Consider the following 14,088-nt stretch of genomic DNA (forward strand, 5'->3'; position numbering starts at 1 on the left):
ACCGGCCCCGCAGTCCGCCCTGCAGCCCCCCGACTCAGGCGGACAACTGGAGATCGCGACCGAACGTGAACGCCCGCACGATCTGCATGATGCCGAGGATGATCAGCGAGATGCCGGTCACCCAGAAGAGGATGACGGCGCCCCACAGCGGCGAGAAGAGCAGCACGATGCCGGCGATGACGCTGAGCAGGCCGAAGAAGATCGACCAGCCCTTGGACGCCGAGTTGCCGGCCTGGGCGAGGGCGACCGCACCTTCGACGATCCAGAGGATGCCGACGAGCACGCCGAGGAAGATCCCCAGCACCACGGCGCTCTCGCTGGGGCTCGTGAGCATGAGGATGCCGCCGATCACGAAGAGCACGCCGAGGATGATGTCGAGCGCCCTCGCGCCGCCGGAGAGTCCCTTCGAGAAGATGCCGAGTCCGACGTAGGCGAGGCCGGCGATGAGGAAGTAGATCCCGATCAGGACCGTGAGCACGATCGCGGAGTTCTTCGGCCAGAACGTGATGAAGATCCCGGCGATCAACGCGAGGACGCCGGTGATGCCGAGGGCGACGCGGATGGTGCTGACGGCCGATCTCGTCAGGTCGGCGGAATCGAACGCGAATGCGGCGAAGCCGCTGCTGGACTGCGGGGACGACATGACGACGACTCCTTCCGGCACGCGCGGGGTTGCGTGCTCGCGCTCAGCGTATGCCCGCGGGTCCTTCGGAGCGCGGAGGAAACCGCGTGCTCCCCGGCGTGTCGCGGTCCTGTCGCCGGTGCTGGCCGATCCAGTCGTCGATGTCCTCCCACTCCTGGAGGAGCCAGTCGAACCGTTCCTCGCGGGCGGTCGGGATCTCGTTCCGCGGCACTCGCCAGAACCGCATGACGATGGTCTTGTCGGTCGGGAGCTCGCGCCAGACGTCCGTGATGGTCCGGATCCGTTCGAGTCCGGTGTGGGCCACGAAGTAGACGTCGGCATCGGGCGCGGCGTCCAGCGCGGCGAAGAAGCCGCCGGGTCGCGGGGCCATGACGTTCTGCAGGCGCGCAGCCCGGTCTGCGGCTGCGTGGAGCCCCGCGGCGCGCAGCCGCTCGATCGCGCGGGTGCGCCGCCGTTCGGTGAAGTTCCCGCCCTCCGGGAAGATGACGAGCGCGTCGCGCGGCCCCATGTCGGTGGCGAGGTCGCGGATCCGGTCGAGGAGGAGGTGGTCGACGGGGCGGTGCGCATCCGGGGCCGGCTCCGGCGCCAGGAACCGGTTCGGCAGGCGGTTGAGGACCACGTCGATGGCCGGATCCCACTGCATCGTGTCCTTTAGGACGATCCGCGGCGATCGCTCGAACCAGTCGAACACCGCGTGCACGAGGATGAACGAGTCGCCCGGGCCGGCGTGGCGGCTGGCGATGACCCTCGGCCCGTCGTCGTCGTGGAATCCTGCCGGCACGCGCACGTCGATGTCCAGGCGGAGGACCCATCGTCCGTTCCAGAACAGGAACTCGAGCATTCGAGCCACGAAACGATAGTGCGCTCTCCGGAAGGTGGGTGAGTGGATGCGAAGCCCGAACCCGGACGCGACCCAGAGTGCGAACAGCCCGATCAGGGCCGCGGCATCCCACAGCAGGTAGAGGTTGCCCATCCACAGCAGCCGGGGCGTCCGCAACCTGGTCTCGAGGAGCAACGAGACGGCGACGGCGACCACGAGCCAGAGGGGGAGCAGCGCCGTGACCGCGATCGCGGCGACGACCACCGCCGGCGCCAGGACGAGACGCCGGACCCATCTCGGCGGGACGCGCATGTCAGGACGACGACCGGCGGCTCGCGTGGGGCGCCGCGGCCTCCGTGTCGAGGTGATCGGACGCCGCCTGATGGGCCCGCTCCATCCGTCGGCGAACGGCGACGGGGGAGAGGTTGCGGGCGATGCGGTTGTCGCGCTCGCTCGCGGTGCCCGTGGGAAGCAGGTGCAGGCGCGTCGTGGGCGGCAGCGCGGCCCGGTCGCGCGCGAACCGATGGCGGCGCGAGATCTCGAAGGCGACGCGGGCGTTGTCGAACTGGTTCCGGGGCGCCGAGAGCGGGTGCTCGATCCGCCCCACCTGCATCACGTAGATGTCGGTGGCTCCCGCGGCCGCGGCTTCGCTGATCGGGATCGAGTTCACGATGCCGCCGTCGACGAAGTGCTCGTCGCCGATGCGCACGGCCGGGAACACGCCGGGCAGCGCCGCCGAGGCGAGGACCGCGGGCACGAGCGGCCCTTCGGCGAACCAGTGCTCGGCCGCCCGCTCGATGCTCGCTGCGCAGCACCGGAATTCGACCTCGAGGTCGGCGAACGTGCGGACGCGGGGGAGAGCACCCTCGAGGAGCCGCACGAGCGGCCCGCGCGACATCACGTGCGCGCGGCCGGGCCGCACCCCGAGCCCGGTCGTGAGGACCCGGGCGTCCCTCGACGTCCAGGCGTGGTCCAGTCGGTCGATGCACCGGTCGGGGTCGGCGGCGACGATCGCGCCGTTGATCGCGCCGATCGACGTCCCCACGACGAGGTCGGGCCGGATGCCGCGCTCGAGCACCGCGCGGAGCATGCCCACCTGCACGGCGCCCAGGACGCCGCCACCGCCGAGCACGAACGCCACCTTCGCGGTCATGGCAGCATTCTCGCACTCGGCCCGTCGGCGCAAGCCCCCGGCGCGGACTCGCCGCCTCGACCAGACTGGAACGCTCGTGAGGAAGGGGTCGCGTGGGCCGGACGAGGGACAGGATGCGTCGGATCGCCGAGGAGCGGTTCGGCTGGACGACGCTGAAGCCGGGGCAGGAGGAGGCGATCGAGGAGCTCGTCGGCGGCCGCGACGTGCTGGTCGTGATGCCGACCGGCTACGGCAAGTCGGCGGTCTACCAGGTCGCCGCCCACCTGCTCGACGGGCCCACCGTGGTGATCTCCCCGCTCATCGCGTTGCAGGCCGACCAGGTGCGGCACCTCGATCGCGCCGGCGGCGAAGGCACCGCGGTCGCCGTGAACTCGGCGCACAGCGACGGGGCGAACGCGCGCGCCTGGGAATCCGTCGCGGCCGGCGACGCCGAGTTCGTCTTCCTCGCGCCGGAGCAGCTCGCCCGGCAGGAGGTCGTCGACGAGCTCGCCGCGCTCGACGTCGGGCTCGTCGTGGTGGACGAGGCCCATTGCGTGTCCTCCTGGGGCCACGACTTCCGGCCGGACTACCTCCGGCTCGGTGCCGCGATCGACGCGCTGGGGCGGCCCCCCGTGGTCGCCCTGACCGCGACGGGCTCGGCGCCGGTCCGCGATGAGATCGTCGAGCGCCTGGGCCTGCGTGCTCCCCGGGTGCTGGTCGGCGGGTTCGATCGGCCGAACATCCATCTCTCCGTCGTGCGACACGAGGATGCGGACGCGAAGCGACGCGCGGTCGTCGAGACCACCCTCGACGCGGCGAAGCCCGGGCTCGTGTACGTGGCCACGCGGGCGGACACCGAGCGGTTCGCCGAGGAGCTGCGGCAGTCGGGGCTCCGGGCGGCGGCGTACCACGGCGGCCTCGGGGCGCGCGCGAGGCGGGACGTGCACGAGGCCTTCCTCGCCGGCGAGCTGGACGTCGTCGTGGCGACGAGCGCGTTCGGCATGGGCGTCGACAAGCCCGACGTCCGGTTCGTCGTCCACGGCGACATCACCGAGTCGCTCGACGCCTACGTCCAGGAGGTCGGCCGGAGCGGTCGTGACGGCCGGCCGGCGTCGGCGACCCTGCACTACCGCGCCGAGGACCTGGGCCTGCGGGCCTTCTTCGCCTCGGGTCGACCGAAGGCCGAGCGCGTCCGCGCGGTGGCGGCGGCCCTGGCCGCGGCCGACGGCCGGCGCACGGCGAGGACGCTCGCGGACGAGCTGGACCTGCCCACCCGGTCGGTCACGATGATCCTGAACCTCCTCGTCGAAGCGGATGCCGCGACCTCGGACGATCAGGGCTTCACCCTGCGCGGACCCGTCGACCCGGGCCACGCGGTCGACGTCGTCGACGAGGCCGTCGATCGCCGCCGGCGCGTGGACGAATCGCGGCGCGCGATGGTCCGCCGCTACGCGGAGACCAGCCGGTGCCGGCGGGCGTTCGTCGTCGAGTACTTCGGCGCCGAGGTGCCGGAACCGTGCGGGAACTGCGACACCTGCGATCGCGGGTCCGCCTTCGAGGAGGCCGAGCCGGAGGTCGCCGGGGAGTACCGGCTCGACCAGTCCGTCCGGCACCGGGAGTGGGGCGACGGCCGTGTCATGAGCGTCGAGTCGGACCGCCTCACCGTGTTCTTCGAGGAGGAGGGCTACCGCGTGCTCTCGCTCGAGGCCGTGCGCGAGGGGGACCTGCTGACCGCGTCCTGATCGGGGATCCAAGCATGCTGCTGGACACGGTCAGGGGCGAGGTGGCAGCATCGCGCTCGTGACCACCAGTCCGACCGAGGAGCAGCGCCTGCGAGACCTCGCACGACTCCGGCGCGTGCGCGACCGGATGGACCGCGACTACGCGCAGCCGCTCGACGTCGACGCCCTGGCGCGATCGGTGGGGATGTCGGCCGGGCACCTGAGCCGGGAATTCCGGCGCGCGTACGGCGAGTCGCCGTACTCCTACCTCATGACCCGGCGGATCGAGCGCGCGATGGCGCTCCTGCAGCGCGGCGACCTCAGCGTGACCGACGTCTGCTTCGCCGTCGGGTGCTCGTCGCTGGGCACGTTCAGCACGCGCTTCACGGAGCTCGTCGGGGTGCCGCCGAGCACCTACCGGCGCACCGCCCAGCATCCGCTGGAGGGCGTACCGAGCGTGGTCGCCAAGCGCGTCGTGAGACCGGTCAGGAATCGAGAAGCCGCGCGAGCGGCACGGAAGTAGCGTGGCCCGCATGGACATCACGATTCAGTACACCTTCCTCCCGCACAGCGACCCGGACGCCTCACTGGCGTTCTATCGCGACGTCCTCGGCTTCGAAGTGCGCAACGACGTCGGCTACGACGGCATGCGGTGGATCACCGTCGGGCCCGCCGGGCAGCCGGGCACGTCGGTCGTGCTGCACCCGCCGGCCGCCGACCCCGGAGTGACCGAGGACGAGCGCCGGACGATCGCCGAGATGATGGCCAAGGGCACCTACGCGAGCATCGTCCTGGCGACGACCGACGTCGACGGCGTGTTCGAGCAGGTCCAGGCCAGCGGCGCCGAGGTCGCGCAGGAACCCATCGACCAGCCGTACGGGGTGCGCGACTGCGCGTTCCGCGACCCCGCCGGCAACATGGTCCGCATCCAGGAGCCCAGCTGAACATGACCACGGCGTCGACCGACCGCGCGGCATCCGCCATGCACCCTGCCGACCGGCACGACCTGATCCGCGTCAGGGGGGCGCGGGAGAACAACCTGAAGGACGTCGACGTCGAGATCCCGAAGCGCCGGCTCACGGTCTTCACGGGCGTGTCCGGGTCGGGCAAGAGCTCGCTGGTCTTCGACACCATCGCGGCCGAGTCGCAGCGCATGATCAACGAGACGTACAGCGCGTTCGTGCAGGGGTTCATGCCCAGCCTGGCGCGCCCCGACGTCGACGTGCTCGACGGTCTCACCACGGCGATCCTCGTCGACCAGGAGCGAATGGGGGCGAACGCCCGCTCCACCGTCGGCACCGTCACCGATGCGAACGCGATGCTGCGGATCCTGTTCAGCCGGCTCGGACGCCCGCACCTCGGGTCGCCGCAGGCGTTCTCGTTCAACATCCCGACGGTGCGGGGGAGCGGCTCCATCAGCGTCGACCGCGGCGACGGGAAGTCGGTGACCGCCGAGTTCAGCCAGCTCGGCGGCATGTGCCCGCGCTGCGAGGGGATGGGCACGGTGTCCGACATCGACGTGACGCAGCTGTACGACGACCGGAAATCCCTTGCCGCAGGTGCCCTGACCGTGCCGGGCTACAACGTCGACGGCTGGATGGTGCGGATCTTCAGCGAGTCCGGCTTCCTCGACCCCGGCAAGCCGATCCGCGACTACACCGAGACCGAGCTCCACGATTTCCTCCACAAGGAGCCGACCAAGGTCCGCCTGCAGTCGATGAACATGACCTACGAGGGACTGATCCCGAAGATCCAGAAGTCCTTCCTGTCGAAGGATCGCGATGCGATGCAGCCGCACATCCGCGCGTTCGTCGAGCGCGCCGTCACCTTCACGCCGTGCCCGGAATGCGGCGGAACGCGCCTGAACGAAGGCGCCCGATCCTCGAAGATCCGCGGCCTGAGCATCGCCGACGCGTGCGCCATGCAGATCAGCGACCTCGCCGAGTGGGTCCGCGGCATCGACGAGCCGTCCGTGGCCCCGTTGCTGGCGAGCCTGGGCCAGATCCTCGACTCGTTCGTCGAGATCGGCCTGGGCTACCTCGCGCTGGAGCGCCCGTCGGGCACGCTCTCCGGTGGTGAGGCGCAGCGCACGAAGATGATCCGGCACCTCGGCTCGTCGTTGACGGATGTCACGTACGTCTTCGACGAGCCCACGGTGGGCCTGCACCCGCACGACATCCAGCGCATGAACCGCCTGCTCGTGCAACTGCGCGACAAGGGGAACACGGTGCTCGTCGTCGAGCACAAGCCGGAGGCGATCGCCATCGCCGACCACGTCGTCGACCTCGGGCCGGGCGCCGGATCGGCCGGCGGCGAGGTCGTCTTCGAGGGCACCGTGGACGGGCTGCGGGGGAGTGGCACCCTCACCGGTCGCCACCTCGACGACCGGGCGCGGCTGAAGACCTCCACGCGGACCGCCACCGGCGCGCTCGAGGTCCGCGGTGCGAACGAGAACAACCTGCGTGACGTGGACGTCGACATCCCGCTGGGCGTATTGACGGTGGTCACGGGCGTGGCCGGTTCGGGCAAGAGTTCGCTCATCCACGGTTCCGTCGCCGGCCGCGAGGGCGTGGTCTCGATCGACCAGGGTGCGATCCGGGGCTCGCGCAGGAGCAACCCCGCGACCTACACCGGCCTGCTCGAGCCGATCCGCAAGGCGTTCGCGAAGGCGAACGGCGTGAAGCCGGCGCTGTTCAGCGCGAACTCCGAGGGCGCGTGCCCGAACTGCAACGGCGCCGGCGTGGTGTACACCGACCTCGGTCCCATGGCGAGCGTGGCGAGCACGTGCGAGGTCTGCGAGGGACGCCGCTTCGACGCGTCGGTCCTCGACTACCGGCTCGGCGGACGCGACATCAGCCAGGTGCTCGAGATGCCCGTCGCCGAGGCCGAGGCGTTCTTCGGGGCCGGCGAGGCGCGCCTCCCGGCCGCGCACGCGATCCTGCAGCGGCTGGTGGACGTGGGTCTCGGCTACGTCGCCGTGGGCCAACCGCTCACGACGCTCTCGGGCGGCGAGCGGCAGCGCCTCAAGCTCGCGTCGCACATGGGGGAGCAGGGCCAGGTGTACGTGCTCGACGAGCCCACCACGGGACTGCACCTCGCCGATGTGGAGCAGCTGCTCGGGCTCCTCGATCGACTCGTCGACTCCGGTCGGTCGGTGATCGTCATCGAGCACCACCAGGCGGTCATGGCCCATGCCGACTGGATCATCGACCTCGGGCCCGGCGCCGGACATGACGGCGGTCGGGTCGTCTTCGAGGGCACGCCGGCCGACCTCGTCGCCGCCCGTTCGACCCTGACCGGCCAGCACCTGGCCGACTACGTCGGCGCCTGACCGGCGTTCCCACGCCCTGATCCGAACCACGAACCGAAAGGAGCCGCCATGGCTGCGACGAAGAAGGCCGCCCGCGACGAGGAGGTCGAGGGCTTCACCGCCGAGGAGCGCGCCGCGATGAAGGAGCGCGCGCGAGAGGTCCGCGGGAAGAAGAAGGACGGCACGGCGGACCTGCTCGAGAAGATCTCCGAGATGGGCGACGCCGACCGAGCGATCGCCGAGCGGCTGCACGCGCTCATCACCGAGGCGGCGCCCGAGCTCGCACCGAAGACGTGGTACGGCATGCCGGCCTACGCGAAGGACGGCAAGGTGCTCTGCTTCTTCCAGGCGGCCGGCAAGTTCGACTCGCGATACGCGACCTTCGGGTTCAACGACATCGCGAACCTCGATGACGGCGAGATGTGGCCGACGACGTTCGCGTTGACGGAACTCACGCCGCGCGCCGAGCAGACGATCGTCGAACTCGTGAAGAAGGCCGTCCGCTGAAGTCGGACGCGCCCCGACGACGGCAGGGCGTTGCGACGCCATGCCGCCCGATCACGGCGAAGTCTGAGTCGCCGATAATGCACATTATGTCCGATCACACGGCACGGCCTCCCCGCCCCATCGCGACCACGGCCGGAACCGCTGAAGCCGCTTCACGATGGAGCGGGTGCACGATGCAGTGCTATCCGCGCTTCTCCGCGCGCCGTCGCATCCTCGCCAGGCGCTCGTCGCTCGCCGGCATGCCGAATTCGTTGAGTGGACCGCTGGCCGCCGGCTCGGGCAGGCGTTCGTCGGTCGGGCATTCGAGCAGCACGTTCGACGTGGACTCGTCGATGTAGTGCTCGAACATCGGGTGTCCGCAGATCGGACACGGCTTCTCCCCCGACGGACCGCTGTCCGCGGGCTCTTCCTGGGCCACCTTGGGCGACTCGAACGCCGGGCTCATGATCCGGTCCACCCGGTCGAAGAACCTCGTGAAGGCGTTGCGAGTGTCTGGGCCCGCTTCGTCGCGTGCCATGCCGTGATGGTACTCCCGCAATCGCCGTCGCGGCGAGTTCCACTATAGACAGTAGAACTATCGATAGTTACAGTATCCGTATGCGGATGTCGGAACTCAGCCGGATCACCGAGACCCCCGTCCCCACGGTCAAGTACTACCTGCGCGAAGGGCTCCTGCCGCCCGGCCGGCGTACGAGCCCCAACCAGGCCCAGTACGACGACGAGCACGTCCGTCGCATCCGTCTCATCCGAGCGCTGCTCGGACCCGGCGGGCTCGACGTCGCCACCGCGCGCGAGGTGATCGCCGCGATCGACTCCGACCTGCCGCTCCCCCACGTCTTCGGCGTGGCCCAGCGCGCGGCATCCGTTCGCGTCGACGATCGGGCGGTCGACGCCGCGGCGCTCGAGCGGGTCGACGCCCTGCTCGACGGCTTCGCGATCCACCCCGAGAACCCCGGACGCATCGCCGCGGCCGCCGTGCTCGAAGCATTCGACGCGGTCGGCCAGCGGAACGCCGACGACTGGTCACGGCGCTACGTCGAGGCCGCGCTCATCGTCGCGGAGGCCGACCTCGACACGGTCGAGCGGCGTGTCACGCGCGACGAGAAGGCCGAGACCGTCGTCGTGGGCACGGCGCTCGGCGACGCGCTGTTCGCGGCGCTCCGCCGTGCGGCCCAGGAGCACGTCTCCACCACCAGGTACGAGCCCGAGCGTGCCGACGAGATCCGACGCGCGAGGAGCACGCCATGACCATCCAGACCATCTCCACGGAAGCCCCGACCCCCACGCCGGACCGGCCGGCACCCGGCGGCGCGACGGGCGCCCGGACCTGGCATCGCCCGCTGCTCGTCCTGACCGCCGCCATGGTCGCGCTCGCCGTCGCGAGCGTCGTCGGGCTCCTGGTCGACGAACGGACGCTGCTCGGCCAGCCCATCTGGGCGAAGCCCCTGAAGTTCGCCCTGTCCATCGCCATCTACGCGGTCACGCTCGCCTGGCTCATCACCCTGACCCGTGGCCGGTTGCGACGCGTGTCCTGGTGGGCGGGAACCGTGAGCACGGTCGCGCTCGTCATCGAGATGGTCGTCATCGTCGGCGCCGTCGTCGCGGGCACCACCAGTCACTTCAACGTGTCGACGCCGCTTGCGTCCGTGCTCTGGTCGGTGATGGCGGGCTCCATCGTGGTCGTCTGGATCGCCACGTTGGTCGTCGCGTTCGCCCTGTTCCGCGCACCGCTCGGCGATCCGGCACGCAGCCTCGCCATCCGCGCCGGGTCGATCCTGGCCCTCGCCGGCATGGCCCTCGCGTTCCTCATGACGAGCCCGACGGCAGCCCAGGTCGCCGACTTCCGCGGCATCGCCGGTGCGCACTCGGTGGGCGTCGCCGACGGCGGGCCCGGTATCCCGGTGCTCGGGTGGAGCACGGTGGCCGGCGACCTCCGCATCCCGCACTTCGTCGGCATGCATGCGCTGCAGGCGCTGGTGCTCTTCGTGATGGCGCTCGAGTGGGCGGCGAGGCGTGTCGCGGTGCTCGCCGACGTTCGCGTGCGGTTCGGCCTCGTCGCCATCGCCACGGCCCTCGCGGCGGCGACCACGGCGACCGTCACGGTGCAGGCCCTCATGGGCGAGTCGATCGTCGCGCCGAGCGCCGCGATCGCGGGCACGACGGCCATCCTGTGGTCCGGCGCCGCCGTCGCGGCGACCCTGGTGGTCCTGCGCGGCATCCGTCGCCGACGCCTGAGCCACGCCGTCGACGAGTGACACGAGCGGATGCCGCGACCGGGCCGGTCGCGGCATCCGTCTCAGTGCTCGCCGAAGCCCGACTCGGCGAGGGCGACGATCGCCTCCACCGCTGCGGCGCCCTCCGGGTCGTCCGAGGCGATCTCGACCTCGGCGCCCTTGGTCAGGCCGAGACCCATGATCGAGAGCAGGCTCTTCGCGTCGATGCCGTTGACGGTCACGCGCTGCGGGAACGAGCTCGCGAGCTTGACGAGCTCCGCCGCGGGACGGGCGTGGAGCCCGTCGGCGTTGGTCAGCGTCACCCGCCGGCTGATGCGGGTCGCCTCGCCCTCGTCAGCAGCGGGCTCCTCCCCCGCGGTCGCACCGGCTTCGGTGCCGGTCTCCCCCGGGCCGCCGGCGGACTCGGCGGCTCGGACCACCGCATCGAGCGCGTCGCCCGACTCGGCGGCGACGGATGCCGCGACGCCACCCTCGACGAGCGGCGCGGAGGCGATCCGGACCCGCGCCCGCTGGTCGTCGTCGAGGAACTCCAGTGCCGTCTCGGCGGTCATGATGGCCGAGCCGAGGTCGCAGAGCACCACGGCGCCGGCGCCGGCGTCCGCGGCCGAGATGGCCGCCGTCACCTTGTCGAAGCTCGTGCCGATCCGTCCGTCGTCGGTACCGCCCGCCGCCTCGAGCCGCACCGTGGGCGCCATCTGGCGCGCGAGCTCGACGAGTCCCTCGGCGAGGCGCTCCGAGTGCGAGACGAAGACCACTCCCACGCGGTCGGCCGCCGGCTCAGGCACTGGTCCCGTTCGAGGCCGCCGCCGCGCCGGCGGCGAGGAGATAGGCCGTCGACTGCGCACCGGGATCCCGGTGTCCCGCCGAACGTTCGCCGAGGTAGCTGGCCCGGCCCTTGCGTGCCACGAGGGGTTCCGTCGCGACGGCGCCCTCCGCTGCGGCATCCGCTGCCGCCTGCAGGGTCGTCGCGGCGGTCGCGCCCGATTCGGCGGCACCGCGCGCCGCCTCGACCGCGGGCGACCAGGCGTCGACCATGGTCTTGTCACCGAGCTCGGCCTTGCCCCGGAGCACGATGCCGTCGCGCGCCGCCTCGAGCATCCGCACGACCGCCTCCGCATCGAGCGAGACCTCGCCGCCGACCGCGCCCGACGCCTTGAGATAGGCGGTGCCGTAGAGCGGGCCCGCGGCGCCGCCCACCGTGGAGATCAGCGTCGTCGCCAGGAGCTTCAGGACGTCGGACGGCGTCGAGCCGGCAGGGAGGTCGTCGAGCTTCGGCAGCACGGCCTGGAACCCTCGGTCCATGTTCTCGCCGTGGTCGCCGTCGCCGATCTCGCGGTCGAGGTTGATGAGCTCCACTCGGTGCTCCGACATGGATTCGGCGCTGCGTCGGACCCAGTCGACCGCCCAGGTGATGTCGAGTCCCACCCCGCGCCTCCTAGCGGCCCCACCGCAGTGCGGCGGTGTGCACGGGCGCGTCCCAGAGTTCGATCATCTCGTCGTCGAGCTTGAGCAGCGTGATCGAGAACCCCTGCATCTCCAGTGAGGTGATGTAGTTGCCGACCAGCGAGCGCTCGATGCGGATGCCGCGTTCCTCGAGCACCTCGGCCGCGCGGCGGTACGCGAGGTAGAGCTCGACCTGCGGCGTCCCGCCCATGCCGTTGACGAAGAGGAGGACCCGGTCGCCCGAGGAGAAGGGCAGGTCCTCGATCACGGGCGTGATGAGGCGGTCGACGAGCGAGTCGGCCGGCTCGATCTTGATGCGCTCGCGTCCCGGCTCGCCGTGGATGCCGATGCCGATCTCCACCTCGTCCTCGGCGAGGGTGAAGCTGGGCTCGCCCGCGTGCGGAACCGTGCAGGGCGTGAGCGCCATGCCCATCGAGCGGGCGTTCGCGTTCACGCGCTCGGCGATCTCGGCGACCTGGTCGAGCGAGTCGCCGCGCTCCGCGGCCGCGCCGGCGATCTTCTCGACGAGCACGGTGCCGGCGACGCCGCGCCGACCGGCGGTGTAGAGCGAGTCCTTCACCGCGACGTCGTCGTTGGTCACCACGGCGCGGACCTCGATGCCGTCGGCGGCCGCGAGGTCGGCGGCCGTCTCGAAGTTCAGGACGTCGCCCGTGTAGTTCTTCACGATGTGGAGGACGCCCTTGCCGCCGTCGACCGCCTTGGTCGCGTTGAGGATCGGGTCGGGCGTCGGCGAGGTGAAGACCGCGCCCGGCACCGCGGCGTCGAGCATGCCGTGGCCGACGTATCCCGCGTGGAGCGGCTCGTGGCCGCTGCCTCCGCCTGAGACGATGCCGACCTTGCCCTGCACGGGTGCGTCGGCGCGCACCACGTGGATCGGGTCGGTCGCGACCGTGACCAGGTCGGCGTGCGCGAGCGCGAATCCGGCGACGGACTCGTCGACGACGCGCTTCGGGTCGTTGATGATCTTCTTCACGAAGCGTCCCTTTCCCCTCGGCTGCGCACGCCGGGGCCCCTCGCCCGTCGGCGCCGACGCAGCACTCCCCCGTCAAGCTACCCCTGCCGACACCGCGCGTGAAAGGGCTTCGGCGGAAAAGGCGGAAGCCCTTCCCCGCTTGTCCGGCGCGCGGGTAGGGTGGGCGCAGATCCGCCCCTGGGCGCGGCCCATCGGGGCACGGCGAAAGGATGGAAGGTCAACGTGGACAATCTCGGTGTGTTGTTCCTCGCCGAACTGGTCGGCACGGCCATGCTCGTGCTCCTCGGTTGCGGTGTGGTCGCCAACGTCGCCCTGGCGAAGACGAAGGGCTTCGGCGGCGGCTTCCTGCTGGTGAACTTCGGCTGGGGCTTCGCGGTCTTCGCTGGTGTGATCGTCGCGTTCGCCTCGGGTGCGCACATCAACCCGGCGGTGACGCTCGGCCTCGTCGCGAACGGCGTGACGGAGTTCGGCAACGCTGCGGTCGGCACCACGGTCGAGGTCGGGCCGATCAGCGTACTCACCTACATCGCCGGCCAGCTCGTCGGCGCGATCCTCGGCGCCGTGTTCTGCTGGCTGGCGTACAAGCAGCACTTCGACGACGAGCCGGAGCCCGCCGCCAAGCTCGGCGTGTTCTCGACCGGTCCGGCGATCCGCTCGTACGGCTGGAATCTCGTGACCGAGATCATCGGCACGTTCGTGCTCGTGTTCGTCGTGATCGGCTTCGGCCGCAACGGCGACGCCTCGGGCCTGGCGGCCCTCGGCGCCCTGCCCGTGGCGCTGCTGGTCGTCGGCATCGGCGCCTCGCTCGGTGGCCCGACCGGGTACGCGATCAACCCGGCTCGCGACCTCGGCCCGCGCATCGCCCACGCGATCCTCCCGATCAGGGGCAAGGGCGGCTCGGACTGGGCCTACTCGTGGGTGCCGATCGTGGGCCCGATCATCGGCGGCGTCCTGGCCGGCTGGGCGGCGATCCCGCTGCTCCCGATCGAGTTCTGAGTTCGTCGAGGGGTCGGTCGGCGACCGGCCCCTCGGCGCTTCCCCGTCCGCCGAACCGGCGCGACATCCGCTTCGCCGAACGACTCCGCAACGGTACAGAGAGGTACGAATCCGACATGGCCGACTACATCCTGGCGATCGACCAGGGCACCACCAGCTCGCGCGCGATCATCTTCGACAAGAAGGGTTCGATCGTGGCCACGGGCCAGCTCGAGCACGAGCAGATCTTCCCCAAGGCCGGCTGGGTCGAGCACGACCCGATGGAGATCTGGCGGAACACCCGCGAGG

16 protein-coding genes are annotated in these 14,088 nt (G+C 71.1%); 9 read left to right on the forward strand and 7 right to left on the reverse strand.

From position 1 onward, the window contains the following. Nucleotides 1–34: 34 nt before the first annotated feature. Genes RH861_RS09650 through RH861_RS09660 form a run of 3 tightly spaced genes read right to left on the reverse strand, consistent with a single transcriptional unit; the run spans nt 35 to nt 2,616 of the window. On the reverse strand, nt 35–643 hold the full coding sequence (locus RH861_RS09650; protein ID WP_310520792.1) for an HdeD family acid-resistance protein: 609 nt from the start codon (nt 641–643) through the stop codon (nt 35–37). A 43-nt stretch (nt 644–686) separates the two neighbouring features. Then, nucleotides 687–1,727: a 1-acyl-sn-glycerol-3-phosphate acyltransferase gene (locus RH861_RS09655; protein ID WP_310520793.1), complete on the reverse strand. Its 1,041-nt coding sequence runs from the start codon at nt 1,725–1,727 to the stop codon at nt 687–689. 49 nt (nt 1,728–1,776) lie between these two features. Then, nucleotides 1,777–2,616, reverse strand: coding sequence for a patatin-like phospholipase family protein (locus RH861_RS09660; protein WP_067946926.1), 840 nt, complete (start codon nt 2,614–2,616; stop codon nt 1,777–1,779). 113 nt (nt 2,617–2,729) lie between these two features. Here RH861_RS09660 and RH861_RS09665 point away from each other — a divergent pair, with 113 nt between their 5' ends. The 5 genes from RH861_RS09665 to RH861_RS09685 are packed head-to-tail and all read left to right on the forward strand — an operon-like array spanning nt 2,730 to nt 8,133. Then, the gene (locus RH861_RS09665) at nt 2,730–4,337 is read left to right on the forward strand and encodes a RecQ family ATP-dependent DNA helicase (protein ID WP_310520794.1); all 1,608 of its coding nucleotides are present in this window, start codon (nt 2,730–2,732) and stop codon (nt 4,335–4,337) included. 58 nt (nt 4,338–4,395) lie between these two features. Then, complete coding sequence (locus RH861_RS09670; RefSeq protein ID WP_310520795.1) at nt 4,396–4,839, forward strand: helix-turn-helix transcriptional regulator; 444 nt, start codon at nt 4,396–4,398, stop codon at nt 4,837–4,839. 10 nt (nt 4,840–4,849) lie between these two features. After that, nucleotides 4,850–5,260: a VOC family protein gene (locus RH861_RS09675; RefSeq protein WP_067946932.1), complete on the forward strand. Its 411-nt coding sequence runs from the start codon at nt 4,850–4,852 to the stop codon at nt 5,258–5,260. Between the two features lie 2 nt (nt 5,261–5,262). Next, on the forward strand, nt 5,263–7,647 hold the full coding sequence (locus RH861_RS09680) for an ATP-binding cassette domain-containing protein (protein ID WP_310520796.1): 2,385 nt from the start codon (nt 5,263–5,265) through the stop codon (nt 7,645–7,647). A 48-nt stretch (nt 7,648–7,695) separates the two neighbouring features. Further along, nucleotides 7,696–8,133, forward strand: coding sequence for an iron chaperone (locus RH861_RS09685; protein ID WP_248598826.1), 438 nt, complete (start codon nt 7,696–7,698; stop codon nt 8,131–8,133). 181 nt (nt 8,134–8,314) lie between these two features. On the opposite strand, the gene RH861_RS09690 is transcribed toward RH861_RS09685, so the two are convergent. Then, a complete protein-coding gene (locus RH861_RS09690) occupies nt 8,315–8,650 on the reverse strand; it encodes a hypothetical protein (protein ID WP_067946936.1) in 336 nt (111 codons plus the stop codon). Nucleotides 8,651–8,736: 86 nt separating this feature from the next. On the opposite strand from RH861_RS09690, the gene RH861_RS09695 reads away from it, so the two are divergent. Both RH861_RS09695 and RH861_RS09700 read left to right on the forward strand, forming a co-directional pair. Continuing rightward, entirely contained in the window at nt 8,737–9,381 is a 645-nt protein-coding gene (locus RH861_RS09695) for a MerR family transcriptional regulator (RefSeq protein ID WP_310520797.1), read from the forward strand. Beyond that, nucleotides 9,378–10,388, forward strand: a complete 1,011-nt coding sequence (locus RH861_RS09700) for a hypothetical protein (RefSeq protein ID WP_310520798.1) — start codon at nt 9,378–9,380, stop codon at nt 10,386–10,388. The genes RH861_RS09695 and RH861_RS09700 overlap by 4 nt, the downstream gene beginning before the upstream one ends. A gap of 41 nt (nt 10,389–10,429) precedes the next feature. On the opposite strand, the gene dhaM is transcribed toward RH861_RS09700, so the two are convergent. From dhaM to dhaK, 3 genes are read right to left on the reverse strand one after another with little or no spacing between them, the layout of a single operon-like run. Next, nucleotides 10,430–11,152: a dihydroxyacetone kinase phosphoryl donor subunit DhaM gene (gene dhaM / locus RH861_RS09705; protein ID WP_310520799.1), complete on the reverse strand. Its 723-nt coding sequence runs from the start codon at nt 11,150–11,152 to the stop codon at nt 10,430–10,432. Further along, a complete protein-coding gene (gene dhaL / locus RH861_RS09710) occupies nt 11,145–11,792 on the reverse strand; it encodes a dihydroxyacetone kinase subunit DhaL (RefSeq protein WP_310520800.1) in 648 nt (215 codons plus the stop codon). Before dhaL ends, dhaM begins: the two co-directional genes overlap by 8 nt. A gap of 10 nt (nt 11,793–11,802) precedes the next feature. Continuing rightward, complete coding sequence (gene dhaK / locus RH861_RS09715; protein ID WP_067946942.1) at nt 11,803–12,804, reverse strand: dihydroxyacetone kinase subunit DhaK; 1,002 nt, start codon at nt 12,802–12,804, stop codon at nt 11,803–11,805. Nucleotides 12,805–13,074: 270 nt separating this feature from the next. Between dhaK and RH861_RS09720 the strand changes: the two genes are divergently transcribed. Beyond that, a complete protein-coding gene (locus tag RH861_RS09720; protein ID WP_374760970.1) occupies nt 13,075–13,800 on the forward strand; it encodes an MIP/aquaporin family protein in 726 nt (241 codons plus the stop codon). A gap of 116 nt (nt 13,801–13,916) precedes the next feature. Beyond that, nucleotides 13,917–14,088: FGGY family carbohydrate kinase (locus RH861_RS09725; protein WP_310520827.1), on the forward strand; the 172-nt coding region annotated here is incomplete at its 3' end.

This window comes from Agromyces indicus (genome assembly GCF_031432295.1).
GTDB lineage: Bacteria > Actinomycetota > Actinomycetes > Actinomycetales > Microbacteriaceae > Agromyces > Agromyces indicus.

Coding starts and splice junctions, on each gene's coding strand:
- RH861_RS09650 (WP_310520792.1), bottom strand. CDS start 643: ATGTCGTCCCCGCAGTCCAGCAGCGGCTTCGCCGCATTCGCGTTCGAT.
- RH861_RS09660 (WP_067946926.1), bottom strand. CDS start 2,616: ATGACCGCGAAGGTGGCGTTCGTGCTCGGCGGTGGCGGCGTCCTGGGC.
- RH861_RS09665 (WP_310520794.1), top strand. CDS start 2,730: ATGCGTCGGATCGCCGAGGAGCGGTTCGGCTGGACGACGCTGAAGCCG.
- RH861_RS09675 (WP_067946932.1), top strand. CDS start 4,850: ATGGACATCACGATTCAGTACACCTTCCTCCCGCACAGCGACCCGGAC.
- RH861_RS09680 (WP_310520796.1), top strand. CDS start 5,263: ATGACCACGGCGTCGACCGACCGCGCGGCATCCGCCATGCACCCTGCC.
- RH861_RS09685 (WP_248598826.1), top strand. CDS start 7,696: ATGGCTGCGACGAAGAAGGCCGCCCGCGACGAGGAGGTCGAGGGCTTC.
- RH861_RS09690 (WP_067946936.1), bottom strand. CDS start 8,650: ATGGCACGCGACGAAGCGGGCCCAGACACTCGCAACGCCTTCACGAGG.
- RH861_RS09695 (WP_310520797.1), top strand. CDS start 8,737: ATGTCGGAACTCAGCCGGATCACCGAGACCCCCGTCCCCACGGTCAAG.
- RH861_RS09700 (WP_310520798.1), top strand. CDS start 9,378: ATGACCATCCAGACCATCTCCACGGAAGCCCCGACCCCCACGCCGGAC.
- RH861_RS09720 (WP_374760970.1), top strand. CDS start 13,075: ATGCTCGTGCTCCTCGGTTGCGGTGTGGTCGCCAACGTCGCCCTGGCG.